We start from the raw sequence: 26,936 nt of genomic DNA, 5'->3' as shown, positions 1-26,936 counted from the left end.
AAACCCCGCCCCTGATGTTGAAGGGAGCATCCATGCTTCTGGTCGCTAACGGTTCCGTCTTTACCCGCAACGCTCAGATCCCGTTCATTCCAAACGGTGCGGTCGCCATTGACGGAGATACGATCGTCGAAGTGGGCCCCGAGTGCGAGCTCAAGGCCAAGTACCCGGATGCCGAGTACGTCGACGCCCAGGGCAACCTCATCATGCCCGGACTCATCAACTGCCACACCCACATCTACTCGGGTCTGGCCCGCGGCCTTGCCATTAAGGGCTGCAACCCCACCAACTTCCTGGAGAATCTTGAGCAGCAGTGGTGGAAGATCGACGACAACCTGACGCTCGACGGCACCAAGGCCAGCGCCTATGCCACGATTCTTGACTCCATCCGCGATGGCGTCACCACGATCTTCGATCACCATGCGAGCTTCTGCGAGATCCCGGGAAGCCTCTTTACCATTAAGGACGCCGCGCAGGAGCTGGGCATGCGTTCGTGCCTGTGCTACGAGGTCTCCGATCGCCGCGGCCAGGAAAAATGCGACCAGGCCATTGCCGAGAACGCCGAGTTTGCCCAGTGGGCCGCCAAGGAGCGTCGCGATAACGACAACCACATGATTGCCGCCATGTTTGGCGGACATGCCACCTTTACGCTTTCGGACGAGACCATGGACAAGATGGCCGAGGCCAACAACGGCCTGACCGGCTTCCACATCCATGTGTGCGAGGGCATGAATGACGTGTGGGATTCCCGCCTCAACCGCGGTGGCATCAGCCCGGTCGAGCGCCTGCTGCAGCACAACCTGCTGGGTCCCGACACCATGCTCGGCCACTGCATCCACGTGACGCCTGCCGAGATGGATATCGTCAAGGAGTCCGGCACCTGGCTCGTCAACAACCCCGAATCCAATATGGGCAACGCCGTGGGCTGCGCCCCCGTGCTCGAATTCTTCCGCCGCGGCATCCCTGTGTGCATGGGCACCGATGCCTACACCCACGATATGCTCGAGAGCCTTAAGGTCTTCCTGATCATCCAGCGCCACAACGCCGCCATGCCCAACGTGGGCTGGTGCGAGGCCATGACCATGCTGTTCGAGAACAACGCCAAGATGGCGAGCAAGTACTTCGATCGCAAGCTCGGTGTGCTCGAGGCCGGCGCTGCCGCCGACGTCATCGTCATGGACTACAAGCCCTTTACGCCGCTGAGCGAGGAGAACATCGACGGCCACATGCTCTTTGGCATGATGGGCAAAAACTGCCGCACCACCATCATCAACGGCCGCGTCCTGTACAAGGATCGCGAGTTCGTTGGGATTGATGAGGACAAGATCAACGCGTGGACCATGGCTGAGTCCAAGAAGCTCTGGAGCACGCTCAACGATCGCGCCTACTAATTACAAGTAGATTCACGCGCGTCGGATGTTTCGCCGCATCCGACGCGCGTATAGGCGGCCTCCGCGGGGTCGCCGGCGCTGTGCTAGCGCTACACCGTATTTGCGCCCGCCGCGCGGTCTCGCCGGGCGTTACAGAGAGGAGCTCATTATGAGCGACATCATGAGGCCGATCCCGTTTTCGCAGCTGATGAACTGGATCATCGAGGAGCACAAGACTCAGGGCGCCGTCTTTGGCGTGCGCAAGATGGTCACGACCAACCAGGAGGGTGCGCTTCCCATTTTTGACGAGCGCATCGAGACTCCGTTTGGCCCGGCCGCCGGTCCCAACACGCAGCTTGCCCAGAACATCGTGGCCTCTTATGTGGCCGGTTCCCGCTTCTTTGAGCTTAAGACCGTTCAGGTTATGGACGGCGAGGAGCTCTCCAAGTGTGTGAACAAGCCCTGCATTGTGGCGCAGGACGAGTGCTACAACTGCGAGTGGTCGACCGAGCTCGAGGTTCCGCAGGCCTTTGCCGAGTACGTGAAGGCATGGTTTGCCTGCCACCTGATCGCTCGCGAGTACGGTCTGGGCAGCCCGGACGGCTTTGTCTTCAACATGTCGGTGGGCTATGACCTCGAGGGTATTAAGAGCCCCAAAGTCGATGCCTACATCGAGGGCATGAAGGACGCCAGCGGCTCCGACGTCTGGAACGAGTGCCGTACGTGGGCGCTCGCCAACCTGGACAAGTTTGAGCATGTTGACGCCGCATTTGTCGAGTCCATCCCGGCACGCGTCTCCAACTCCATCACCGAGTCTACCCTGCACGGCTGCCCGCCGGCCGAGATCGAGCGCATCGCGACCTATCTGATCACCGAGAAGGGCCTCAACACCTACATCAAGTGCAATCCCACGCTGCTGGGCTATGAGTTTGCCCGTCAGCGTCTGAACGAGCTGGGCTTTGACTACATTGTCTTCGATGACACGCACTTCCGCGAGGACCTGCAGTGGGCCGATGCCGTGCCTATGTTCGAGCGCCTGATTGCCCTGTGTGCCGAGCGCGGCCTGGAGTTTGGCGTCAAGCTCACCAACACCTTCCCCGTCGACGTGACGAGAAACGAGCTGCCCTCCACCGAGATGTACATGTCGGGCCGTTCGCTGTTCTCGCTGACCATCGAGGCCGCCCGTCGCATTACCGAGCAGTTCGATGGCAAGCTGCGCATCAGCTACTCTGGCGGTGCCACGGTCTACAATATCCGCGCCCTGTACGATGCCGGCATTTGGCCCGTCACCCTGGCGACCGACGTGCTCAAGCCCGGTGGCTACGAGCGCTTTAGCCAGATGGCCGGCGAGTTTACCGACCTGGATGGCAAGCCGTTCGCGGGCGTCTCTCTCGAGGCTGTGACTGCGATCCAGACCGACTCACTCACCAACCCGCTCTACAAGAAGCCGCTGCGCCCGCTGCCCGACCGCAAGGTCGCCGGCAAGAGCCCGCTTTCCGACTGCTTTACCACGCCGTGCCGCACGAGCTGCCCCATCCAGCAGGATATTCCCGCCTACCTGGCGGCCGTTGACGAGGGCCGCTACGAGGACGCACTCAACATCATCATCGAGCGCAACGCCCTGCCGTTCATTACCGGCACCATCTGCCCGCATCCCTGCGGCCGTGCCTGCGAGCGTGCGTTCTACGAGCCCGAGGGCGCCCAGATTCGCGCCAGCAAGCTCAAGGCCGCCCGCGAGGCCATGACCGCCGTGCTGCCCAAGCTGCGCGCCCAGGCCATCGCCAACGACGGCGAGCGCAACGTTGCCGTTATCGGCGGCGGTCCGGCCGGTCTGGCGACGGCGTTCTTCCTGACTCGTGCCGGCGTGCCCGTCACCATCTTTGAGGCCCGCGATTCGCTCGGCGGCGTGGTCCGTCACGTCATTCCTGAGTTCCGCATTGCGAGCGACGATATCTCCCACGATGCCGAGCTCTGCCTGGCCTTTGGCGCCAAGGTGCAGCTCAACGCCCGCGTGGAGTCCATCGACGATCTCAAGGCCCAGGGCTTTACCGACGTGGTCGTGGCCACCGGTGCCTGGATGCCTGGCTCTGCAGGCCTGGGCGAGGGTGCCGAGCTTGACGTGCTGGAGTTCCTCGAGGCCGCCAAGAAGGGCGAGAAGCTCGAGCTGGGCGAGGACGTCGTAGTCATTGGCGCCGGCAACACCGCCATGGACGCGGCCCGCGTGGCTAAGCGCCTGGCTGGTGTGAAGAACGTGCGCCTGGTGTATCGCCGCACCAAGAAGCAGATGCCCGCCGACGAGGAGGAGCTCGATCTTGCTCTTGCCGACGGCGTTGAGTTCTGCGAGTTGCTGGCGCCTAAGGCGCTCAACGGCGCTGTGCTGACCTGCGATGTTATGGAGCTTGGCGAGCCGGATGCAAGCGGCCGTCGTAGCCCCGTCGCTACGGGCGAGACCGTCGAGCTTCCCGCCACCACGGTGATCTGCGCCGTGGGCGAGGGCATCGATGCCAGCCTGTACGATGCCGCGGGCGTTGAGCACGACCGTCGCGGCCGCCTTGCCGCCACCTCCACCGGCGTCGAGGGCGTCTGGGCTGCGGGCGACTGCCGCCGCGGTCCTGCCACCGTGGTCGAGGCCATCGCCGACGCCGCCGAGGTCGCCCGTGCCATCGCCGGCGTGGACTTTAACAAGTACGCCGACTGCAACGAGCAGGCCGGCCGCGAGGACACCTGCTACGAGCGCAAGGGGTCGCTGTGCCGCGACAAGCGCAACTGCACCAAGACCCGCTGCCTGGGCTGCGGCTCGGTGTGCGAGGTCTGCTGCGACGTGTGCCCCAACCGCGCCAACGTGGCAATTAAGGTGCCGGGCCTGGTCAAGCATCAGGTCGTCCATGTCGACGGCATGTGCAACGAGTGCGGTAACTGTGCCGTGTTCTGCCCCTATCAGGAGGGTCGTCCCTACAAGGACAAGCTCACCCTGTTCTGGAGCGAGGAGGACATGGAGAACTCCGAGAACGAGGGCTTCCTGGCCGTGGGCGAGGACCACTTTAAGGTCCGCGTCGCCGGCACGGTCCGCACCGTCTCGGTCGATGCCGTCAACACCGGTCTTCCCGAGGCCGTCCGCCTGACCATCAGGGCCGTGCGCGACAACTATTCGTACCTTCTTAAGAAATAGGCGAGTCTCTTATGGCCAAATCCATTCAACATAATGTGGCCTACGTTGCCTGCGGAAGCGGTTGCGCCTCCGCAGGCGGCGACGCCCGCTGCAGCGAAGGCTGCATTGGCTGTGGCGCCTGCGTCACGGCCTGCCCCCACGGTGCCATTGCGCTGGTCGACGGCGTCGCCCGCGTGGACCGCTCCAAGTGCACGGGCTGTGGCCTGTGCGGCATGGCGTGCCCGCAGCGCGTGATTGCCTTTGTTCCCGGCTACCAGAACATTCTGGTGCGCTGCAACAACACCGATAAGGGCGCCATTGCGCGCAAGATCTGCGACACGAGCTGCATCGGTTGCGGTATGTGCGCCAAAAAGTGCCCTGCCGGCGCTATCCGCATCGAGGACAACTGCGCCCATATCGACGGCGTGGACTGCCTGTCGTGCGGCATGTGCGCCGTCGTCTGCCCTCATGGCGCCATCCACGACCGCACCGGCATCGCCGCTGGCGTGTAGAAGGGAATCACCATGGCACAGGAATTCACTTTTACCGTTAACGGCGTCGAGCGCACGACGACTCAGAACAAGCCGCTGCTGCGCTATCTGCGCGACGACCTGCACATTCACTCCGCCAAGGACGGCTGCTCCGAGGGCGCCTGCGGTACCTGCACCATCCATGTGGACGGTGCGGCCGTCAAGGCGTGCGTGCTGACCACCGCTCTTGCCGCCGGCCGCAACATCGTGACCGTCGAGGGCCTGCCCGAGGACGTGCGCGAGGCCTTTGTGTACGCCTTTGGCGCCGTGGGCGCCGTGCAGTGCGGTTTTTGCATCCCCGGCATGGTCATGGCGGGCGCGGCGCTCATCGCCGAGGATCCCGAGCCCACCGAGGAGCAGATCAAGTACGCCATCCGCGGCAACGTCTGCCGCTGCACCGGCTACAAAAAGATTATCGAGGGCATCTCGCTGGCCGCTGCGGTGCTCCGCGGCGAAAAGCAGATCGATGAGGACCTGGAGCGCGGCGATGACTACGGCGTGGGCAAGCGCGCCTTCCGTGTCGACGTGCGCAAGAAGGTGCTCGGTGAGGGCAAGTATCCCGACGACATCGACGAGCTCGATCAGCCGGGCCTGACCTACGCCAGCGCCGTGCGCTCCAAGTATCCGCGCGCCCGCGTGCTCTCCATCGACACCTCCAAGGCCGAGGCCCTGCCCGGTGTGGTGGGCATCCTGCGCGCCGAGGACGTGCCGGTCAACCAGGTCGGCCACCTTATCCAGGACTGGGACGTCATGATCGCTCAGGGCGATATCACCCGTTGCGTGGGCGATGCCATCGTGCTGGTGGTTGCCGAGGACGAGGCGACGCTCGAGAAGGCCAAGAAGCTCGTAAAGATCGATTACGAGCCGCTGGAGCCCGTGCGCAACATTGTCGAGGCCAGGGCCGCCGACGCCCCGCGCCTGCATGACAGCTACTTTGCCTTCGGCAACACGGTGGAGCTCAAGGACAACGTGTGCCAGAGCCGTCACGTGACGCGCGGCGACGCCGCCAAGGCGCTGGCCGAAAGCGCGTTCACCGTGACGCAGCGCTTTACCACGCCCTTTACCGAGCATGCCTTCTTGGAGCCCGAGTGCGCCGTGGCATTTCCTTACAAGAACGGCGTCAAGGTGCAGTCGACCGACCAGGGTGCCTACGACACGCGCAAAGAGTGCGCCCACATGTTTGGCTGGGATAACGAGCCCGAGCGCGTGGTCGTCGAGACCATGCTCGTGGGTGGCGGCTTTGGCGGCAAGGAGGACGTGTCCATCCAGCACCTGGCCGCGCTCGCCGCATATAAGCTCCAGCGTCCTGTGAAGTGCAAGCTCACGCGCGCCGAGTCGCTTGCGTTCCACCCCAAGCGCCACGCCATGGACGGCACCTTTACACTGGGTTGCGACGCCGAGGGCAACTTTACCGGTCTGGATTGCGAGATCAACTTTGATACCGGCGCCTACGCGTCGCTGTGCGGCCCGGTGCTCGAGCGCGCCTGCACGCATGCCGTCGGCCCCTACAAGTACCAGAACACCGACATTCGCGGTTTTGGCTACTACACCAACAACCCGCCCGCCGGCGCGTACCGCGGCTTTGGCGTTTGCCAGTCCGAGTTTGCGCTCGAGAGTCTGATCGACTTGCTGGCAGAGAAGGTCGGCCTGGATCCGTGGGAGATCCGCTACCGTAACGCCATCGAGCCGGGCGAGGTTTTGCCCAACGGCCAGATTGCCGACTGCTCCACGGCGCTTAAGGAGACACTGCTCGAGGTCAAGGATGCCTACTATGCGCATCCCGGACACGCCGGTATCGCCTGCGCCATGAAGAACGCCGGCGTGGGCGTGGGCCTGCCCGATGCCGGCCGCTGCAAGATTCGCATCGAGGACGGCGTGGCTGTGGTCTATGCCGCCACGTCCGACATCGGCCAGGGCTGCAACACCGTCTTTTTGCAGGACGTTGCCGAGGCCTGCGGTCTGCCGCTGAGCTGCATTGCCAACGGCGAGTGCTCCACCGAGAACGCTCCCGACTCCGGCACCACGTCTGGTTCGCGTCAGACGGTCGTGACCGGCGAGGCCGTGCGCGGTGCCGCCTTCCTGCTGCGCGATGCCATGCTTGATATCGAGGCCGGCAAGTCTGCGCCCGCCGCTCCCGTGAATGCGCATGGCGACGGCGTCAAGATCGAGTACGACGACGGTCGCGCCTATCAGCTGCACACGCAGGAGCTCGTCGCCGGCCAGGGTATGCATCCTCAGGATCCCGCGGCCGCCATCAAGGCGCTCGAGGGATGCGAGTTTGGCTACGTGTACCTGGAGCCGACCGACAAGCTGGGCGCCGACGTTCCCAATCCCAAGAGCCACATCTGCTACGGCTTTGCCACGCATGTGGTCATTCTGGACGATGACGGTCGCGTGAGCGAGGTCTATGCCGCGCACGATTCCGGCAAGGTGGTCAACCCCATCTCCATCCAGGGTCAGATCGAAGGCGGCGTGCTCATGGGCATGGGCTACGCGCTTACCGAGGATTGGCCGCTCAAGGACTGCGTGCCCCAGGCAAGGTACGGTACGCTCGGGCTGTTCCGTGCGCCCGAGATTCCGGATATCCACGCCATCTACGTGGAGAAGGACGAGCTGCTGCCCGTGGCATATGGCGGCAAGGGCATTGGCGAGATCGCAACGATCCCCACGGCGCCCGCCGTGCAGAACGCCTATCGCGCATTCGACGGCAAGCTGCGTCCGGATCTGCCCATGGTGGATACGCCGTACAGCCGCGCCCGTCACCGTGGGTAGGGCGCAGACGGCATTGCTGATGGGCTGTTCGCGCACAACACCAACTGTATATGCTGCACCTTTGGCCCCGGCTCCATCGCGAGCCGGGGCCTTTTGTTTGGAGCGGAAACTGTGTTCCGGATTCAAGCCTCAGAATGGGATGAACGGATGGCATGTTTGGCGGAAACTACGGCCCAGTTTTTGGCTCCAGAACGGGATGCATTTTCCGGAACGGTCCACGTGCGGTGGTGTACCGCCCCTTTTGCGTGCGCCGCTTGTCGAATTACGTTATAGCTAGCTATATTATAGGAAGGTATAATATAGCTAGCTATAACGTAAAGGAAGGATGGCCCTATGTTTATCGGAAGAACAGTGGAAATGTCCGAGCTCAATCGACTGTATGGCACGGGCTCCTTTGAGATGCCTGTGATTTACGGCCGTCGTCGTGTGGGCAAAACGCGTCTTATCACAGAATTCATCCAAGACAAGAAGGCTATTTACTTTCAAGCTCGTCGTACCAATGCAGAGGCAAACCTGCACGGCTTTAGCCAGGCGATACTTGCGGGTTCGGTTGGTGCTGCAGGCGTGTCGTTTCGTAGTTTTGACGAGGCGTTCGATGCATTGGCCACCATGGCTCGCACGGAACGTTTGGTTGTCGTGATTGACGAGTATCCCTATCTCGCCCAATCGAATCCCGAAATCAGCTCGTTGCTGCAAGACAAGATCGATCACCTGTACAAAGAGACCAAGCTCATGCTTATCCTGTGCGGGTCGTCGCTTTCGTTTATGGAAGAGCGGGTGCTGGGCTACGAGAGTCCGCTATACGGTAGGCGTACGGCCCAGTTTAAGATCATGCCGCTCGATTTTACGACGACCCTCGGCCTGTGGCAGGGCATGAGTCGCGAAGACGCTGCGGTTTGCTATGGCATGACGGGCGGCATTCCTGCATATATCGAGAGAGTCGATCCTGCCGCATCGCTCAAGGACAACATCAAACGTCTTTTTCTTACTTCTACGGGCTATCTCTTTGAGGAGCCGAGTAACCTGCTAATGCAAGAGTGCCGCAATCCCGAGCAATATGATGCGATCGTGCAAGCAATTGCTCAGGGGCGCTCGAAGATCTCGGAGATTGCGAGCTCTACGGGAATCCCTGCGAGCAACGTAAAGAGCTATGTGGATAAGCTGGCGTCGCTTGGGATTGTCGAGCGCGAGCTGCCCCTAAACGAGACGAGCAATAAGCGAGCCGTGTATCTGCTGAGCGACCAGATGTTTAGGTTCTGGTACAAGTTTGTTCCGCAGAACATTGGGCTGATTCAAAACGATATGGCCGAGATGGCGTATAAGCGCATTGAGCCGCACGTATCGGATTACATGGGTACGGTCTTTGAGCTTATATGCAGACAATACGTGTACGAACTCGCGCGCGCGGGCCAGCTCGATGTGGTTCCGGCGAGCGTCGGGCGCTGGTGGGGGACGGACAATCGCACGCATACGCAGGAAGAAATCGACTTGATTGTTGACGATGGCGAGGGCGCTGCGCTGTTTGCGGAGTGCAAATGGCGCAATGAACCGGCGGGCGAAGACGTGCTGCAAAAGCTCGTGCACCGAAGCGAGCTCTTTAGACGGCAACGAAAAAGCTATGCACTTTTCTCAAAAAGCGGCTTTACGCAGGGATGTCGGGATGCCGCGGAGAGTAGGGGAGACGTCAAGCTGATCTCGTTTGCCGAGATGTGAGGGCGGGGATAATGAAGCGCGTCCTGATTTGATGCCGGGAATGGGATGTGCTTTCCTTTTGCGACCTTTGGCGGAAAGTGCGTTCCAGATTTCGGCTTCAGAATGGGATGCCGTTTCCGGATCGGCCCTCAGGCGGAAACTACGACCCGGAATTCGGCTCCAAAACGGGATACGCTATCCCGATGGCATCTCAGGGTGGGACGCATTTTCCGGTAGAGGCCTGGGACGGAAGGCATGTCCCAGAATCCGGCTAATCCGATGGCCAGGTGGTTGAGCGAGCGAGCTCCGAGGCTCCATTACTGAAAATTCATTTGTTAAACCTGGCAACCGTGGGTAGAATAAAGTCGACGGCAGCCCAAGGGTGATAGCTGGGCAGCGCCGTTACTTAGTTCAAGGGGTCAATGCCTTAACGGCGTCGACCCCTCTTCTTTTGCTTCGTACGCTGCTTAAGTGCCTCGGAAAGTCCGATAAGCGCCGTGAGGAGCGAGACCAAAGCGGTCAGGAGCTTCACGAAATCAATCAGATCGGTCATGGGCATCACCTCCCGTCGCATGGAGGGCGCTGCCCGGCACATGGAACTGCCGTCAACAACTGCCATTCTATCAAAGCGCGGTCATAAATACGAATATATGTTCGATAATAACAGCAACGTGATTCCCTCGAATAGCAGCCTTTCGTAAGGGCGGCAGAAGACGGCGCTGGGCGATTGGGGATAGACGCGCAGGTCTTCGTCACCGAAAGCCCGTTTGATTAACCAGCCCTCTGTAGGTGCACTGCATATTGATGGGCTCGGGATGACCGCTGATTCAAGTCACCGGGCCTAAATCTTTTTCATGCATTTGAATAGAGCGGGCGACTCTCTTGGGCGGTCTGCATGGCGTGCGACCGGCGCATGGCGTTGCACCTCGCTTTTGTGTCCGCACGGGCGCCTATCCTTACGGCAATGTAGCCGCTTATGTAACAAGCGGCAGTTGACGGAGAAAGGCCCTAACCGTGTCAGCTGAAAAGATGCCGGGTATCTCGGCTATCGATACGACAAACTTTGCGCGCCAGATCGTGCTGGACTTTGAGTTTGCGCCGGTGCCAAAGCAGCGCCAGCGCCGTGGGCTGCGCAACGAGATTATTGAGGTCGGCGCCGTCAAGCTCGATTACCACGGCAACGTTATGGGCGAGTTCTCGCAGTTTGTGCAGACGGAATTTACCGAAGGCGTTGCGTTCCCCGTCCGCGAGCTTACGGGGATATCGGCTGTGGACACCGCGATGGCCGATCCGCTCTACGTGGTGATCAAAAGGCTCAGCGATTGGATCGGTCGCTACTCCGCCCAGGTGGTTTGCTGGAGCGGGGCGGACCGGCGACAGTTTTTGACCGAGTGCCAGGCAAAACATATCGACCTTTCCGCATTTCCTACGGACTGGGCTGACCTGCAGGCGTTTTACACCTCGATTATGGACGTGGGAAACCACGGGTGCGTCTCTTTGAGTGACGCGGCGACGTGGTTTGGCATCGAGTTCGACGAGTCGACGGGTCACGCCCACAGCGCCCTAGCCGATGCGCGCGTGACCGCTAAGTTGCTCAAGCAGGTAATGGACGGGGGCTACCACGTGAGCCCGCGTGCCCAGGAAGTCCGCCAGCGGTGGGGGATGGGCGAGCGAGCCCAGACACGCCTTTCCAGCAAGTGCCCTGAGCTGAGTGATCTGCTGCTGAAGCTGAAGGCGGAGGGGAGATAGGGGGCGTTAGCTGTCTGCGTGGCGCGTGCCTGTCGTGTATCGCTACTCTTCCTGCTGCTCGGCAGGCAGGATGTAGACGTTCTCGGCGTCCACGGCGATTTGCGTGGGGCGGTTGTAGAGGGTGTCGATCTCCATTATGCTCTGCCTGAACGGCGCGACGTCGGGCGTCTTTGCCTGGTGGAGCTTCTCGATGAGTTTCTCGGATTGCTCGTCGTTGAACCTGCCGATGTCCTCTCCTGCACCCTCAAGCGCCTCGTCTATGGGCGTGAACTCGCCGATGGGCGTCGCCGCGATGACGCGACCGAGCATCTTGCCAGCGGACGCGATGCCGCCCAGAAGTGCCACGTCGATAGTGTCGGCAGCGCTTGCCTCGAGTGCGTCGTAACACTCGGTGTAGAGCTCGCGGTACGCAAGCGAGTCCGCTTCGATTTTTGCGGCAGTGTCTGCGAGCTTTGCGGGCTCGAAGTTCTGGGTGAGCATGGACTCGAGGAACAGCGAGAACGCGTGGATATAGGTGGCGAGCTGGTAGTCCTTGAGATAGTCGAGAACCTGGTCGAGACGCCTTTTCACGTCGTCTCGCACCTCGATGAACCCTTTCTTTTTCAGGTCCGCCTGCGCCTGCGAGCGGAAGAGTTCCATGTCACGCGTGGACGCGTGCTCGATGTCGAGCACCTTCATATGGGCGTTGGCCATGTAGGTGGCGTCGCCGCAGTTGAAGCTGTAACCGTTGAGGATATCTGCGAGCGTCTTGAGATCGCCACGCATGTTGGCCTTGTCGCGCTGACGCATGTACTCGAACATTTCGTCGACGGACTCCTGGATGGAGTCGAGCTTTTGGTTTATCTGCGCGATTGCGGCTGCCATGAACAACGACGTTGGATCGTAAGGCACCTGCGTGACGCTTGTGGCGATGTCGCCCTCGACTACGTGGAGGCGCGCCTGCCCGAAACCCTTGGCCGCATCGCGGTAGGACCCCATGAGGCCGCTGCCGTCCTTGAACGATTGAAGTATCGATGGGTCAAGCGGATTGCCAAACTTGTCGGTTGGCCGGAGCAGCATAGGCACACTCACCGTATTGGTGACGGTGCGGAATGTCGAGGGAAGTGAGGCGAGCGCTATGCCGAGCTGGGGGACTCGTTCGAGCGGGAGCTTGATGGCGCCGGAGACGTCCGCCCGCTCCTGAGTGAGCGCGAGGTGGATTTTGGTGGATGCGAGTTGTTTTGCCACGAGTTCCTCTCGGCCGTCATCCGCCGAGGGTTTGGTCTCGTTGTCTGCCATAGCGTGCTCCTTGCTTACGTTGATAGTCGTGGGCATTATCTCACCGTTGAGCGGCCTGCTGGGACGGGACGGACTAGTGGCGGTTCGAGGACGATTAGTGGACGAAGCACGTCAGCCTTGCTGGCTTTCCTACGGACTGGGCCGACCTGCGGGCGTTTTATACCTCGATCATGGACGTGGGCAGCCACGGGTGCGTCTCTTTGGGTGACGCGGCAACGTGGTTTGACATCGAGTTCGACGAGTCGACGTGCCACGCCCACAGTGCCCTAGCCGATGCCCGCGTGACCGCCAAACTACTCAAACAAGTGATGAACGGGGACTATCACGTGAGTCCGCACGCCCAGGAGATCCGCCAGCGATGGGGGATGGGCGAGTGCGTTCAAACACGCCTTTCCAGCAAGTGCCCTGAGCTGAGTGATCTGCTGCTGCAGCTGAAGTTGGAGGGGAGGTAAGGAGATGTGCTGAGAACGGTGGTCGAGTGTTGGATATACCCTGGCATCAAGGCCAATTTGATAGATCAACGCATGCAGATAGGCTGCCTACCGATAGTCCCAGGAATGACCTTCGATTCAAGTCGCCAGGTTTCAAGCTGTATATCATTTGGAACATCTGAACGGCTGGCTGGCTTGGAGGGTTCACGGCTGTAGCGTGCCGTGAGTGAGTTCGGCTCTCGCTTTAACTTGGGGCCTCGCTGATTTCTCATGCGTGACGTTTAGAATCTGATGCAAATAAAAGGCCGTATGCTCTTTTGCGGGACATGTTGTTGAACGACCGGCTTCATAAACCTGTAGCAGCTTCTCAGGGCAGATGAAAAGGGGCTAAAAACTGCTTATCTTGTTCGTGATATACGATGCTATTCTGCCAGGACTAACAACTTTCTCAAGGACGTTCCGGATCGCATTCGCGATTTGAGTTATCGACTGGACCTTGCAGACCTCGAGCGGGAGAGCTTGGATGAAACCCTCGGCAAAGTTTTGGGGCGGTAGCCACATTGCGGGCCCTTATTGTCTAACCTAGCTCGTCAAGCAGAGAGGGGTTTGCGTCTATATCCATGCCAAGGGCTTCTGCGACAGATTGCGCAACCGCAAAGGCCATCTTGGGAGGAACGGCGTTTCCAATTTGCCGATAGCGGGAGCATTGCGAACCATACCAAGGCATATCCCTCGGGAAGGTCTGTATGGTGGCGGCTTCCTGGACCGAGATGCGGCGAAGGCGAGGAGGAACGCTATCGGCTACTTTCCCGCCTTTCTGAAGCTCTTCGTGGTATTTCTCGACCCATTGGGTCGCTCCGGTTTCGAGCGTCTCTTGATCGACAATCGGCGTTCTGTTCCCGCCCATTGAGGCGGGAAGCGTCGGCGCGGGCTTGTCCATGTCCATCGGGCGGCCTTGGCCGTTGAACAGCATGCCTGCAAACGGCGACGGGCGGAGCACGGGGCTTTTTGCCGTAGTTACCTTCGCCTTGCAAGTCTGATCATTGCCCGGCTCGCCGAGAGGAGGCAGCCCGCGCAGGGCGTCGGCCACACCCACCCATTCCTTGACTGTCGGCTGCGGGTAGTTGTACTCGATGCAGGGGTCCTTGATCCCGACAAGGAACATGCGCTCTCTGGTCTGCGGGACGCCGTAATTGGCACTGTTCAGCACCTCAAGGTTGGTTTTGTAGCCAATCTCTTCCGCCTTCTTGCGGATGTCGGCAATAGTTCCAGCCCAGCGTTTGTTCTTGGCGAGTGCCTTGACGTTCTCCATCACGAACGCTTGGGGCTGGACCCTCTCGACCATGCCGAGGAAGTCGAAGACGTGACGCGAGCGGGGGTCGTTCGGGTCCATCTTCCCCGCGACCGAGAAGCCCTGACAGGGCGGTCCTCCAATGACTAGCTCCGCCGAACCCCTTCCGGGCAGTTCCTCAACTTCCCTAATATCTCCCGTGACTATCCTGTGGCTCAGTGTTTTGCCGGTCTTCTTCGAGATCGCGTCCATCGCGGCAGCGTAGGTTTTCATGGCGTCCGGGTTGATATCGTTCGCAAATACGGGGGTGAACCCGGCGGCGATGAAGCCGAGGTCGAGACCGCCCGCTCCCGAATAAAGGCTGACGAAACGCTTCATTAAAGCAATCCTCCTGAATAGTAGAGCTCATTCCAATATGGAATGAGCTCATGAGATGATATCATATACAAGCATGGGTTGCTGCCGGAAGGGGGCGTTTATGGAAGACTTCAATCTTTCTCTCGGGAGACTTATCGCTAAATGGCGGAGACGCTCCGGGATGTCACAGGCGGCGCTCGCTGAGGCAACGGGATGCCAGCAAGCGTCGATTTCGAAACTGGAAAGCGGCTCCAAGCGCATAACTGTCTCTGAGCTTTCTCAAGTGCTTTGTGCCTGCGGATTAACCTTCAGTGCGGTAAGCGACGATCTTGATGGCCTTATCGCTTATGAGCCTCAACCTTTATGGGAGCGTGTAAATGAGTAGCAGTGCAAACATTTCTGAAATATGCGAAGCGCTTCTGGCGGCGTCCCTGCCTATAGATCCGAACTCGATGGAAAGCGCCGCGATTCAGGTTGCGGACTATTACGAGAACGGCCCTGAGGAATCCAGGATTCCCGCCGAAGAGATCTCCGATCGCTTCGGCGAGATGTGGAGCTTTTGGCTTGAGAACTACGATAGTCCCTCAAAGGAATTGAAGGACGTCATTAGCGCCGCGGTTGGCGTCGACCATGGAATGGAAGAGCTCGCGAACGGCTACTTCAAGCTCGAAGAAAAACTCGAGGAGAAGCAGTTCATGGCAAGGAGTCATGCAATCGCTTTGATTGGCTGTGCTCCGCTCATTCGTACCCTTGTCGTGGAGCAACACCTCGGTCTCGATAGGATTAGAGGCATTCTTAACGTTCCTGCCGCAACTTTCGACGCCATCAATGCTGTAATCAGTTCTATCGGTATTGACCCGCCCTTCGGCTCTGAGAGGATAGCCGGAATACATGAAACTGACGTTTCAGACGTCGCCGCCCTGTTTGGTGATATCGAACCTGACGTCGCTGGAGAAACTTTCCGAGGCCTTCTCGGATCGTTCTCGAGATGCGATACGCTTGCCGACGATGTTATCGACTTGGGCCTCATTCCTTTTGAGCCGTACCAGTTTATGCTCTACTTTGAGTTGCTTACGCTTGAGATGGTTGACAGATTCCCCGGCAGGGCGATTTACGAATGCACGCCCCGTTCGAGCAATGTAAAGGCGCTTTGGAACTCCATGTATCATCCCACTCAGGAGAATCCATACCTCAACAACGCCAAGTCCGTCTATTCACTTGACGAAGCATGGGCCGAAACGAAACTCTCCCGGCAGACTGGGAACGGCTCGATTCTGCTTGCCGATGTCTTTAGCATTCTGGCAGAGTTGCCCTACACGACGAGAAGACGCGTTGCTCACATTATTCGTTGTTATTTGATTCTCATTGCCGATTCTCGTCAAACGAAGACGCCTTTGGAGCCGATCGGCGTCGATTCCATCAAGGCTTTTGTCAAGCGCGTGGGGATCTCAAACAGTTTAACCAAGGGCGTTCTCGATCAGAGGCTGGTAGATTTCCTTACCCGCTGCATTCATCCGGAAGAGGGCTGGTTCGCAAGGGGTCTCGGCTCTTCCGTGAACGAGACGAACGCTTCGGGGCGCAAATATGGCGATGTTGAATACTTGGACCTTTCAAATCGTGCACATATCGAGGCCTATGAGGCACACGGTGGCGGTCTGCGGGATGAGTACATTCAGGCGCACATTAACTCCCTGCATGAAACTGTGCGCTACCACGAGCACGAGGCGAAGTTGCGCAACGAACCCTACGACATGACCGTTAGAGTCACGTACGTTGCCCATGACGTTTCGAGACTGATTGACTTTCATGATGGATGCACAAAGGAAATCGAGGGAATTCCGTTCGAGTTTCGCTTTATGACGTACGTCGATTTGCTCAACGCTGCTGGCGGCATCGATGTCGTAATCGGAAATCTGGCGGATTTTAATGAGTTGATTCATCAGAGGATCTCTAGGCTTCCCGATGCGTATACGTTGAAGCGGCGCTATCAGGAGATTACTGGATTGGGATTATCCGAAAAGAATTAGTTGCTGGGGCCCGCGTTCCGAGCTGTGGTGGTTCGGAACGCGGGCCTCTCTGTGCTTCCATGTAGCATAAGCGCTCGGGTATCTGTGCTTATTTTGACGTGTTGGATCCATTGGAGATGGGTGCGATTTGTATTCAGCATCTCTTTACTGCTGCGCATCTAGCCGCGGCATCAATGAACTTCGCTAGCGCTTTCGGACTGTCAAAAGGCATACACAAGTGTCAGTCTTTTGACATCGCGTGGCCTGAGCGGCGGCGTGCAACGGCTGCACGCCGCCTGCGTCTGCCTACATCCCCGCAACCCCACGCGCGGCGCTCAACAGCTCGTACTCCCTCTGACTCCACTGGTGCAGCTCGGCCGCGCGTACGGCGTCGCGGCACAGATCCAGGAATACCTCGGCGCCCTCGCAGAAGCACTCGCGGGCAAAGATGCCCGACCCGCCCGCAACGCACGCGCCATCGGCAAACCGCTCCCAGCTAGACGGCTCACGCGAATCGTCTCCGGACAGTTTGATCTGCAACACATGCGGGTCGCCGGCAACGCAGAACTCTTTCTCGAGCTTTTGCACCGTGAAGCGCATCTGGTGGGAGAGGCTGCTCTTGACCATGGCCGAGGCGTAGCCGTTCTGCTTGTCCAGAAGATGCATTCGTTTTGGCTTGGCTGCCAGGTTGTGGAAGTTGCGCTCGCTGCGCACAGAGAAATTGTCCATACGGACTCCTTTCATCGATGTTGGCAGGGCCACCGTGCCTTTTGGCCGGTTGGCGTCGGGATCGTGGAGCCAACTCTCTACCCCGACTCTGGATAAAACGTGCCCGCTCCTTGCGGGCAAGAGGAAGTCTATCAACGTGTACGGACTCAACGTGTACGGACAGAAATCAAGCGCCATCCGCGAAATGACGCGCGGATGGCGTTGGTTTCCCAAGTGATTATTCGGCTTTCATCCGGAAAAGTGTCGAAATCAGCCGTGTAAAAGTACGGAAAAGTGTCGAAATAGGCACCTTAAAACTTCGGAAAAGTGTAGCTGGATGACAAAACAGCACTTAGAAGGCGGTGCTGGATGCGGGATTCCGCGGCCGCCTTCAGCCCTCGCTACTCGTCGTCTCCGTCGTTGGGGTCGCCCTTGAGGGTGTTGATGTCCAGGTACTGGTTATCGTCCTCTTTTTGCTGGGTTTCCGACTCCGCTTGGGTGGGGCCGCGGAACAGCTGGAATCCCTCAAACGCAATGACGCCGAGCAGGGCAATGACAATGGCGATAAAGGCAACCTTGACTGCCTGCGGAAATTCCGAGAAACGCAGCGCCTTTTCCTTGGCGTAATAATCGGCGAAGCGCTCTTCGCCCGTGCTTTTGGTATAAGCCGGTGCGGACGCGGCCTCCGGGTCATATTCCGGTGCGGGCGTGGCAGCGTACGAATCGTTGAGATAATCGCTCGATGCGGTGCCATAATCCTCGGTCTCGATGCGACCGTTGCCAGCATAGCCATCGGAATAATCGGAATATGCCGCACCGCCCTCATAGTCCGCGGCGCTCGTGTTGGCGGCAAAAAGCGGGTTAACTGGAACATCGAGCGCCGGCATGCCGGTAGAGGTCTCGTCCAGATCGGCTGCAGCCCAGGAATCATGGACAACCTGATGGGCAACGGGCTCATCGAGCCGTGTGACCGGAGGCTTGCGTGCCGCAGGAACGGGCAACTGCTGGGCGCTGTACATAACGGTGCTGTCGGCCGATTTGCCCTGCGTCGCTGCAGCGAGAAATGCCGCCGTCTCGGACGGGTCGCTTGCGGGGCGGGGAGCGGGTGTGGGCGCCGAAGTGGGTGCGGGCGTAGGCGCGGGCGTCGAAACGGGCGACTGCGCAGGAGTCAGCGCAGATGCGGGCTTAGGCGCAAGTGCGGGATTGGGGTTTGACGGGCGAGCCCCGCCGCCCATGAGTTCGTCGGCGGTCCACGGGCGATCATCCATCACGTCGTCAAGGCTCAGCGAAAACAGGTCGTCTTCACCCTCATCGAACATGCGGTGCACATGTCCACCAATTGCCGGAATCAATCCGCGACCGGTGCATGATGCCTTGCTCAACGCCATTCTGTTCCATCCTTTCGAAATACTAATGACATCGATTATATGGAACTTCCCAAGCGGCTCGGTCTTGGATTCGTGCTTTCCAGAACTCGCGCCCAAAAGGGGAGGGGCAATCCAGGCGAGCGCTTACTTGTCGCCGGCCGCCGCCTTGGCCTCATTGAGGTAGCTATAGAAGCTGTACTTGGAGATGCCAAAGAACTCGCAGGCGCGCTCGCTCGACTTGGAAATGAGGAAGGCACCGCGACGGTCGAGGTAGCCAATGGCACGAATGCGCTCGTCTTTGGTCATGAGTGCCGCGGGCTTGCCCACAAACTGCTCGCACTCGTGCAGCAGGTCCTCGAGCAGGTCGCCGATGTTCTTGGTAATGGGCTCGGGCTCGGTATAGCCCGTGCCGCCGGTGCCGGTAAAGGCATCGAGCGAACGCTCAAAAGCCTTCATAAGCGTAATGTCAAAGTTGATGCCCAAAATGCCGACGGGCTTGCCCTCGTCGTTGCGGATAAAGATGGTAGAGGACTTGAGCAGCTTGCCATCGGTGGTTTTGGTGAGGTATGGCTCGCGGTCGTGCACGTCGGTGGTGCCCTCGTGCATGGACTCAAACACAATATGGCTGGGGCCGTCACCCAGTTTGCGCCCGCTGACGTGGCCGTTTTCGATCACTACGATGGAGTGGTCCACGTCCTCGGTCTCCAGATCGTGGACGACGACTTCGCAGTTGGGGCCAAATTGGAGCGCCAGACCGTGTGCGAGGCGCTTGTAAAACTCAATCTGTGACGGGGTCATGGGTGCCTTCCTAAAAATTAGTTTGGGCATACTTTGCCATAAACCACACCTGTTCGCAAATAACGAAAGCGTTGCTGCGTTATGTAACCGTTCGTCGGCGAAAAGGTACCGATTACGGCAACAAACAATTTGTTAGGTTTGCCAATCAAAAAGTGTGATAGAACAGTGCTAACAAACTTTTTGTTTGGCATCCACATAAAAGTTCAGTCGCATGAATGGGAATGGGCTGAAACGCGTATGCGGGGGCCGGCAAGAGAGGACTTAAGGAGTTCACCGTATGGCCGATAAGATCCAGTGGGCGGGCAACACGATGCCCAAGAGCGATGACAAGCACTTGGGAATCATGAGCCTCGACCACGTGAAGAAGGCCCGTGCCTTCCACCAGTCGTTCCCCCAGTACACCGTCACTCCGCTTGCCCGCCTGGACGGCCAGGCCGCGCGCCTGGGCCTGTCCAACCTGTGCGTTAAGGACGAGAGCTATCGCTTTGGCCTCAACGCCTTTAAGGTCCTGGGCGGCTCGTTTGCCATGGCCAACTACATTGCCGACGAGACCGGCAAGGACGTTGCCGAGTGCACCTTCGATTACCTGACCTCCGATCAGCTTGCCAAGGACTTTGGCCAGGCCACCTTCTTTACCGCCACCGACGGCAACCATGGCCGCGGCGTGGCATGGGCTGCCAACAAGCTCGGCCAGAAGGCCGTCGTGCACATGCCCAAGGGTTCCACCAAGCCCCGCTTCGATAACATCGCCGCCGAGGGCGCCACGGTGACCATCGAAGAGGTCAACTACGACGAGTGCGTGCGCATGGCCGCCGCCGAGGCCGACGCCTGCGAGCGCGGCGTCATCGTTCAGGACACCGCCTGGGAGGGCTACGAGAAGATCCCGTCTTGGATCATGGAGGGCTACGGCACCATGGCTTCCGAGGCTGCCGAGCAGCTGCGCGAGATGGCCATCAACCGCCCGACCCACGTGTTTGTCCAGGCTGGCGTGGGTTCGCTCGCCGGCGCCGTGGTGGGCTACTTCACCAACCTGTATCCCGATAACCCGCCCACCTTCGTCGTGGCTGAGTGCGCGCCTGCCGCCTGCCTGTACAAGGGCGCTGCCGCCGGCGACGGCGACCCGCGCATCGTGGACGGCGACATGCCCTCCATCATGGCCGGCCTGTGCTGCGGCGAGCCCAACATTCTGGGCTGGGATATCCTGCGCAACCACGCCACCGCCTTCGTGTCCTGCCCCGACTGGGTCACCGCTCGCGGCATGCGCACCCTGGGCGCTCCCGAGAAGGGCGACCCGCGCGTCATCTCCGGCGAGTCCGGCGCTGTGACCACCGGCCTGGTCGAGACTCTCATGCTCGATCCCGAGTACGCCGAGCTCAAGGAGCTCATCGGCCTGGACAAGACGAGCTCCGTGCTCTGCTTCTCCACCGAAGGCGACACCGATCCGGATCAGTACCGTCGCATCGTCTGGGAGGGCGAATACCCCACTTGCTAATACTGGGTGGAGTAAATAGGTATCGCTCCGCCACCCCACAGGTAGATTCCTTCGTTTGAAAGGTTATGAACAATGGCTAAAGAACTCGATTTCGACGCTATCAAGGCTGCTGCTGAGTCTCATCGTGCTGATATGACTCGCTTCCTGCGCGCTATGATCTCGCATCCCTCTGAGTCTTGCGAGGAGGGCGAGGTTGTCGCCTGCATCAAGGCCGAGATGGAGAGCCTCGGCTATGACGAGGTCAAGGTCGACGGCCTGGGCAACGTTATGGGCTTTATGGGCGAGGGCGACAAGATCATCGCCATCGACTCCCACATCGACACCGTCGGCATCGGCAACATCGAGAACTGGGACTCCGATCCCTATGAGGGCTACGAGACCGACGAGATCATCTACGGCCGTGGTGGCTCCGACCAGGAGGGTGGCATGGCTTCTGCTACCTACGCTGCCAAGATGATGAAGGACATGGGCCTCATCCCCGAAGGCTACAAGATCATGGTCGTCGGCACCGTCCAGGAAGAGGACTGCGACGGCATGTGCTGGCAGTACATCTACAACAAGGACGGCATTAAGCCCGAGTTCGTCATTTCCACCGAGCCCACCGACGGTGGCATCTATCGCGGTCACCGCGGCCGCATGGAGATCCGCGTCGACGTTCATGGCACCTCCTGCCACGGCTCCGCTCCCGACCGCGGCGACAACGCCATTTACAAGATGGCCGACATCATCGCCGACGTCCGCGCCCTCAACAACAACGGCTGCGACGAGTCGACCGACATCAAGGGCCTCGTCAAGATGCTCGACCCCAAGTACAACCCCGAGCACTTCGAGGACGCCCGCTTCCTGGGCCGCGGCACCTGCACCGTCAGCCAGATCTTCTACACCAGCCCCAGCCGCTGCGCTGTCGCTGACTCCTGCGCCATCTCCATCGACCGTCGCATGACCGCCGGCGAGACCTGGGAGTCCTGCCTGGACGAGATCCGCAACCTGCCGGCAGCCAAGAAGTACGGCGACGACGTGAAGGTCTCCATGTACATGTACGACCGTCCGTCCTGGACCGGCGAGGTCTACGAGACCGAGGCTTACTTCCCCACGTGGATCAACAAGGAGACCGCTCCGCACGTCAAGGCCCTCGTCGACGCCCACAAGGCCATGTTCGGTGACGAGCGCATCGGCTGCGAGCCCAGCATGGACAAGCGCACCGGTCGTCCGCTGTGCGACAAGTGGACCTTCTCTACGAACTGTGTTTCCATCCAGGGCCGCTACGGCATCCCCTGCGTCGGCTTTGGCCCGGGTGCCGAGTCTCAGGCTCACGCTCCCAACGAGGTCACCTACAAGGACGACCTGGTCACCGCTGCCGCCATGTATGTGGCTGCCCTGAACCTCTACGATCCGAGCCAGGCCGATGGCGATGCCACCGTGTTCCGCGCCGGTCTGACCAACAACAAAATCGACTAGTCCCATTCCTCGATCTTGTTGAGCCGGGGACAGTTTATGCCCCCGGTGCCTCCTGTTGACTTGGGGCCCGCGGTCGTTATCTCCCATGCTTCCTCGACGGTGGCGGGTCCTCGTCATAGCGTTCTGCATGTTCTAGCCACACGCGCATGCCGGAGCGCATCTACTCATTGCGATCGTTTCACCTTTAGAAAGGACATTTCCATGGACGCCAAGTTTACCGAGCTCGTCGAGCAGCTGAACGGCCTCGACTTTAAGGGTATGTACGGCAGCGACTTCCTGCACACCTGGGACAAGACCACCGATGAGCTCAAGGCGCTCTACATCGTCGCCGACGCTCTGCGCGAGCTGCGCGAGAACAACGTTTCGTCCAAGATCTTCGATTCGGGCCTGGCCGTCTCCCTGTTCCGCGACAACTCCACCCGTACGCGCTTCTCCTTCTCTAAGGCCGCCAACCTGCTCGGCCTTGAGCTGCAGGACCTGGACGAGAAGAAGTCCCAGATCGCTCACGGCGAGACCGTCCGCGAGACCGCTACCATGATTTCCTTCATGGCCGACGTCATCGGCATCCGCGACGACATGTACATCGGCAAGGGCGACGCCTACATGGCTGAGGTCTCCGAGTCTGTCCAGCAGGCTTACGAGGACGGCGTTCTGGATCACCGTCCCACGCTCATCTCCCTGCAGTCCGACTCCGATCACCCCACGCAGTCCTCTGCCGACATGCTCTACCTTATCAACGAGTTTGGCGGCCTCGAGAACCTCAAGGGCAAGAAGGTTGCCGTCACCTGGGCCTATTCGCCCTCTTACGGCAAGCCGCTGTCCTGCCCGCAGTCGCTAATCAGCCTGCTGCCCCGCTTTGGCATGGACGTCACCCTGGCTCACCCCGAGGGCTACGACCTCATGCCCGAGGTCGTCGAGCGCGCCAAGACCTATGCCGCCGAGTCCGGCACCACCTTTAAGCAGGTCAACACCATGGCCGAGGCCTTCGAGGGCGCCGACATCGTGATCCCCAAGAGCTGGGCTCCGTTTGCCGCCATGGAGAAGCGTACCAACCTGTACGCCGAGGGCGACGACGCCGGCATCGCAGCGCTCGAGAAGGAGCTGCTCGCCCAGAACGCCACGCACCAGGATTGGTGCTCCACGACCGAGCTCATGGAGAAGACCGCCAACGGCCAGGACACCATCTTTATGCACCCGCTGCCTGCCGACATCTCCGGTGTCTCCTGCGAGCACGGCGAGGTCAACGCCGACGTCTTCGACATGCACCGTGTGGGCATGTACAAGGAGGCCAGCTACAAGCCGTACGCCATCGCAGCCATGATGTTCCTGCAGAAGGTTGCCGATCCCGCCGCTACCCTCAAGGCCCTCGACGAGCGCAACACCGCCCGTTGGTTCCAGGCCTAAAGCTGGGCTGAGGTAAACCATGTAAAGGGGGCGCTCTGCCAACCGGCGGGGTGCCCCCTTTTTGCATCGGGGGCATGCGGGATAAGCGCTTTCGATGTTGATGCCCCGCGGCGCGAGTTATGGGTACGATGGTTTCAGGGGAGGTATCGCCATGAAACTTGGTTGCGTCATTATGGCTTCGGGCGAGGGCAAGCGGTTTGGCTCTAACAAGATGCTTGCCGATATCTATGGCGAGCCGCTGATTGCCCGGACCATCGATTCGGTTCCCCGGGGCTTTGACGCTGTGGTTTCGACGCGTTGGCCCGAGGTCGCCCAGATTTGCGAGGACAAGCATTGCCCGTGCGTGCTGCACGATGGCGAGCTGCGCAGCGAAAGCGTCCGTGCGGGCCTTTCGTGGGGAGTCGAACGCAACTGGAAAGGTTGCCTCTTTTTGCCGGGCGACCAGCCGCTCGTGAGTTCGGATTCTTTTGAGGCTATGGTTCGTGCATTTGACGAGCGTGGCCGCAAGCATCCGGTGCGTCTTGCGTGCAACGGTGAGCCTTCGAGCCCGGTTCTCTTTCCGGTGGAACTGTTCGATGCACTTATGTGTCTCGAGGGCAAGGACGGCGGCGGTTCGATCCTCAAGGGCCGTATCGACGTGGTGCTGGTCGAGGCGCGTGCCTACGAGCTGTGGGACGTCGATACCGCCAAGGGACAGCAACGCATAACGGAGCATATCGCCGCCTGCTCGTATTTTGATCGCGTGGCCAACAGCATCAATCAATAAGGAGCAATTATGATCATCATCAAAAACGGCGCGCTCGTGACGCCCCAGGGGCTTCGCCGCGCCGATCTTGCCATGGATGGCGATAAGATCGTGCGGATTGCCGCGGCGATTGAGCCGGCCGAGGGCGATACCGTCGAGGATGCCACGGGCTGCTGGGTGTTTCCCGGCTTTATCGACGGCCACACGCACATGCAGTGCTGGACCGGCTTGGATTGGACGGCCGATAGCTTTGAGACCGGCACGTGCGCGGCTGCCTGCGGCGGTACGACGACCATCGTGGACTACGCGACGGCCGATCGTGGCGTGACCATGCCCGATGCCTTGGCCGAGTGGCATCGCCGCGCCGACGGAACCTGCACGGCTAACTACGCCTTTCATATGGCACTCGCCGAGTGGAACGAGCGCAACCGCGCCGATCTTTCGGCCATGCGCGAGGCGGGCGTATCGTCGTTTAAGACCTACTTTGCCTATGACCACCTGCGCCTGGACGATGCCGAGACGCTCGAGGTGCTCGAGGAGCTCAAGCATATTGGCGGCATACTGTGCGTGCATTGCGAGAACGGCACGCTGGTGAATGAGCTGCAGAAGCGCGTGTTTGAGCAGGGTATCCACGGGCCCGAGGGCCACGCGCTCAGCCGTCCGGACGTGTGCGAGGCCGAGGCAGTGAGCCGTCTGCTATATCTGGCGCACCTGGCCGGCGACGCACCGGTCAACGTGGTGCACCTTTCGACCAAGCTGGGGCTCGAGGCCATTCGTGCCGCCAAGGCGCGCGGGCAGAAGAATATCTATGTCGAGACCTGCCCTCAGTATCTGATGCTCGACGATACGTGCTATTTGGAGCAGGGCGAGGACGGCTTTGCGGGCGCCAAATATGTGATGAGCCCGCCGCTGCGCCATGCGGGCGACCGTGCGGCACTGCGCGAGGCGCTTGTGGCCGGCGAGATCGATACGATCGCGACCGACCACTGCAGCTTTAACCTGCACGGGCAAAAGGACCGCGGGCGCGACGACTTCCGCGCGATTCCCAACGGCGGACCCGGTGTGGAGCATCGTCCCGTCGCGATCGCTACGAGCTTTGAGGGACAGCTGGGTCCTGAGGATCTGTGCCGCTTGATGAGCGAGAATCCGGCGCGCGTCTTTGGCATGTATCCGCGCAAGGGATGTCTTGCTGAGGGCTCCGATGCCGACGTGTGCGTGTGGGATCCCAAGGCGCGCTGGACGATCAGCGCCGCGACGCAGCATCAGGCCGTGGACTACACGCCGCTCGAGGGCTTTGAGGCGCACGGCCGCGCCAAGGCTGTGTTTGTGAACGGCGTGCTGGCCGCGCGCGACGGCGAGCCCACCGGAGCCCAGCCCGGCCGCTACGTCCCCCGCTAGCAGCAAAGATGCTGTGTCCCCCCCTCAGTTGCGGTGAAATACGGACTGTTTGCGGCCGTCAGGCGGCCAAACAGTCCGTATTTCACCGCAACTGAGGAGATGGGGCCGGCTATTTGAGGCTGGTGGCGATGAGGGGGCGGCCGAGGGCGGCCTCAAAGCGGTCGGCCATCGTGGGGTCGCTGAGCTTATCGACTTGGTTGAGCATGATGCGGGCATTGTTGAGGTTCAGCATTCGCAGCTCGGCATTGAGCGCCATGGCGACGCGCTCTGGGGTGGCAGCGTCGGTGGGCTCGCAGCCGCAACGCTCGCAAAAGAGCTCGGGGCGGTGGACAACCTCGGCGACGGGCTTGCCCAGCCCCGAGGCGCCGACGACCCAGACAACGTCTGCCGTGGCGGCGGGAATTACCGGCTCCCAGGCGGCATGCGCCTTGAGCGGGAGTCGCTTGCTGCCATCTGCCTCGGCCAACACATGGTCATAGCGCTGCGCCAGCTCGTTGAGCGGCTCGGCGGGGGCGGAGAGCTTGCCTGTCTCCGGGTCCAAAACACCTGCCTGGCAGATGCTTCCGCGGGCAAGTCCCGCGCATGCCTCGCAGGTGCAGCCGGGAACATGCAGGGTCCCCGGCTTCCAAGGCGCGGCGTCCAGGCGACGGCTCGACCCGTCCCATGGCACGCCGGCGACGGGAAACATGTGCGTGGTGGTGCAGAGGAGCACCCTGCCGCCGGCGCGCATGAGCTCAAGGCCGAGCGTCTTCAGCAATGTCGACTTGCCGCCACTGCCGATAATTGCGGTAATGCCCGGCTCGATCTTGAGCGCGGAGGCAAGGTTTCCGCTCGTCGTTTCCATCTGTTCACCGCCGTATAATACTGTGATAATAAATAATCATCAGAGTAGCGGTCGAACCGCTTTTGCTCTGCTCAAACCGTAGCACAGGGAGGTGCCCCGGG

Annotated in this window: 20 protein-coding genes and 1 riboswitch; of the genes, 13 read left to right on the top strand and 7 right to left on the bottom strand. The window is 60.3% G+C overall.

The window, feature by feature from the left end; translation table 11 throughout:
- Positions 1-32 precede the first annotated feature (32 nt).
- The 5 genes from ssnA (at position 33) to I2G40_RS06195 (ending at position 9,530) form a co-directional block, all read left to right on the top strand.
- Positions 33-1,388: a putative aminohydrolase SsnA gene (gene ssnA / locus I2G40_RS06215; RefSeq protein WP_195544503.1), complete on the top strand. Its 1,356-nt coding sequence runs from the start codon at positions 33-35 to the stop codon at positions 1,386-1,388.
- A 148-nt stretch (positions 1,389-1,536) separates the two neighbouring features.
- Positions 1,537-4,536: a putative selenate reductase subunit YgfK gene (gene ygfK / locus I2G40_RS06210; RefSeq protein WP_195544502.1), complete on the top strand. Its 3,000-nt coding sequence runs from the start codon at positions 1,537-1,539 to the stop codon at positions 4,534-4,536.
- Positions 4,537-4,547: 11 nt separating this feature from the next.
- Positions 4,548-5,027 (top strand): 4Fe-4S binding protein, encoded by a 480-nt coding sequence (locus tag I2G40_RS06205; RefSeq protein ID WP_195544501.1) that lies wholly within the window; start codon positions 4,548-4,550, stop codon positions 5,025-5,027.
- A gap of 12 nt (positions 5,028-5,039) precedes the next feature.
- On the top strand, positions 5,040-7,817 hold the full coding sequence (xdh, locus tag I2G40_RS06200; RefSeq protein WP_195544500.1) for a selenium-dependent xanthine dehydrogenase: 2,778 nt from the start codon (positions 5,040-5,042) through the stop codon (positions 7,815-7,817).
- Between the two features lie 333 nt (positions 7,818-8,150).
- Complete coding sequence (locus I2G40_RS06195) at positions 8,151-9,530, top strand: ATP-binding protein (RefSeq protein WP_195544499.1); 1,380 nt, start codon at positions 8,151-8,153, stop codon at positions 9,528-9,530.
- Positions 9,531-9,936: 406 nt separating this feature from the next.
- Here I2G40_RS06195 and I2G40_RS09695 read toward each other — a convergent pair whose 3' ends face one another.
- Complete coding sequence (locus I2G40_RS09695; protein WP_255412934.1) at positions 9,937-10,062, bottom strand: hypothetical protein; 126 nt, start codon at positions 10,060-10,062, stop codon at positions 9,937-9,939.
- A 461-nt stretch (positions 10,063-10,523) separates the two neighbouring features.
- Between I2G40_RS09695 and I2G40_RS06190 the strand changes: the two genes are divergently transcribed.
- Positions 10,524-11,258 (top strand): 3'-5' exonuclease, encoded by a 735-nt coding sequence (locus tag I2G40_RS06190; RefSeq protein WP_195544498.1) that lies wholly within the window; start codon positions 10,524-10,526, stop codon positions 11,256-11,258.
- A 42-nt stretch (positions 11,259-11,300) separates the two neighbouring features.
- Here I2G40_RS06190 and I2G40_RS06185 read toward each other — a convergent pair whose 3' ends face one another.
- Together I2G40_RS06185 and I2G40_RS06180 are read right to left on the bottom strand one after the other, a co-directional pair.
- Entirely contained in the window at positions 11,301-12,536 is a 1,236-nt protein-coding gene (locus tag I2G40_RS06185; RefSeq protein WP_195544497.1) for a hypothetical protein, read from the bottom strand.
- Between the two features lie 1,008 nt (positions 12,537-13,544).
- Entirely contained in the window at positions 13,545-14,636 is a 1,092-nt protein-coding gene (locus I2G40_RS06180; protein ID WP_195520883.1) for a DNA cytosine methyltransferase, read from the bottom strand.
- Between the two features lie 100 nt (positions 14,637-14,736).
- On the opposite strand from I2G40_RS06180, the gene I2G40_RS06175 reads away from it, so the two are divergent.
- On the top strand, positions 14,737-15,000 hold the full coding sequence (locus I2G40_RS06175) for a helix-turn-helix domain-containing protein (RefSeq protein WP_195520882.1): 264 nt from the start codon (positions 14,737-14,739) through the stop codon (positions 14,998-15,000).
- On the top strand, positions 14,993-16,642 hold the full coding sequence (locus I2G40_RS06170; protein WP_195520881.1) for a hypothetical protein: 1,650 nt from the start codon (positions 14,993-14,995) through the stop codon (positions 16,640-16,642). Before I2G40_RS06175 ends, I2G40_RS06170 begins: the two co-directional genes overlap by 8 nt.
- Before the next feature lie 285 nt (positions 16,643-16,927).
- On the opposite strand, the gene I2G40_RS06165 is transcribed toward I2G40_RS06170, so the two are convergent.
- The 3 genes from I2G40_RS06165 to I2G40_RS06155 form a co-directional block, all read right to left on the bottom strand.
- Positions 16,928-17,350: a hypothetical protein gene (locus tag I2G40_RS06165; protein ID WP_195544496.1), complete on the bottom strand. Its 423-nt coding sequence runs from the start codon at positions 17,348-17,350 to the stop codon at positions 16,928-16,930.
- An 8-nt stretch (positions 17,351-17,358) separates the two neighbouring features.
- Positions 17,359-17,449: riboswitch (SAM riboswitch) on the bottom strand.
- A 281-nt stretch (positions 17,450-17,730) separates the two neighbouring features.
- Positions 17,731-18,717: a hypothetical protein gene (locus tag I2G40_RS06160; RefSeq protein ID WP_195544495.1), complete on the bottom strand. Its 987-nt coding sequence runs from the start codon at positions 18,715-18,717 to the stop codon at positions 17,731-17,733.
- A 123-nt stretch (positions 18,718-18,840) separates the two neighbouring features.
- Complete coding sequence (locus tag I2G40_RS06155) at positions 18,841-19,494, bottom strand: helix-turn-helix transcriptional regulator (protein ID WP_055310373.1); 654 nt, start codon at positions 19,492-19,494, stop codon at positions 18,841-18,843.
- Positions 19,495-19,771: 277 nt separating this feature from the next.
- On the opposite strand from I2G40_RS06155, the gene dpaL reads away from it, so the two are divergent.
- From dpaL to hydA, 5 genes are all read left to right on the top strand, one after another.
- A complete protein-coding gene (gene dpaL / locus I2G40_RS06150; RefSeq protein ID WP_195544494.1) occupies positions 19,772-20,986 on the top strand; it encodes a diaminopropionate ammonia-lyase in 1,215 nt (404 codons plus the stop codon).
- Positions 20,987-21,058: 72 nt separating this feature from the next.
- Positions 21,059-22,444 carry a YgeY family selenium metabolism-linked hydrolase gene (locus I2G40_RS06145; protein WP_195544493.1) on the top strand — a complete coding sequence of 462 codons (1,386 nt, stop codon included), beginning with the start codon at positions 21,059-21,061 and terminating at the stop codon, positions 22,442-22,444.
- A 201-nt stretch (positions 22,445-22,645) separates the two neighbouring features.
- Positions 22,646-23,848, top strand: a complete 1,203-nt coding sequence (ygeW, locus tag I2G40_RS06140; RefSeq protein WP_195544492.1) for a knotted carbamoyltransferase YgeW — start codon at positions 22,646-22,648, stop codon at positions 23,846-23,848.
- 151 nt (positions 23,849-23,999) lie between these two features.
- The gene (locus I2G40_RS06135) at positions 24,000-24,614 is read left to right on the top strand and encodes a nucleotidyltransferase family protein (RefSeq protein WP_195544491.1); all 615 of its coding nucleotides are present in this window, start codon (positions 24,000-24,002) and stop codon (positions 24,612-24,614) included.
- Between the two features lie 9 nt (positions 24,615-24,623).
- Entirely contained in the window at positions 24,624-25,991 is a 1,368-nt protein-coding gene (gene hydA / locus I2G40_RS06130; protein WP_195544490.1) for a dihydropyrimidinase, read from the top strand.
- A gap of 109 nt (positions 25,992-26,100) precedes the next feature.
- On the opposite strand, the gene yqeC is transcribed toward hydA, so the two are convergent.
- Positions 26,101-26,835 (bottom strand): selenium cofactor biosynthesis protein YqeC, encoded by a 735-nt coding sequence (gene yqeC, locus I2G40_RS06125; RefSeq protein ID WP_195544489.1) that lies wholly within the window; start codon positions 26,833-26,835, stop codon positions 26,101-26,103.
- Between the last annotated feature and the right edge of the window lie 101 nt (positions 26,836-26,936).

The organism is Collinsella aerofaciens, assembly GCF_015558785.1.
Classification (GTDB): domain Bacteria; phylum Actinomycetota; class Coriobacteriia; order Coriobacteriales; family Coriobacteriaceae; genus Collinsella; species Collinsella aerofaciens_P.
This window is presented reverse-complemented; position numbering and strand designations above follow the sequence as displayed.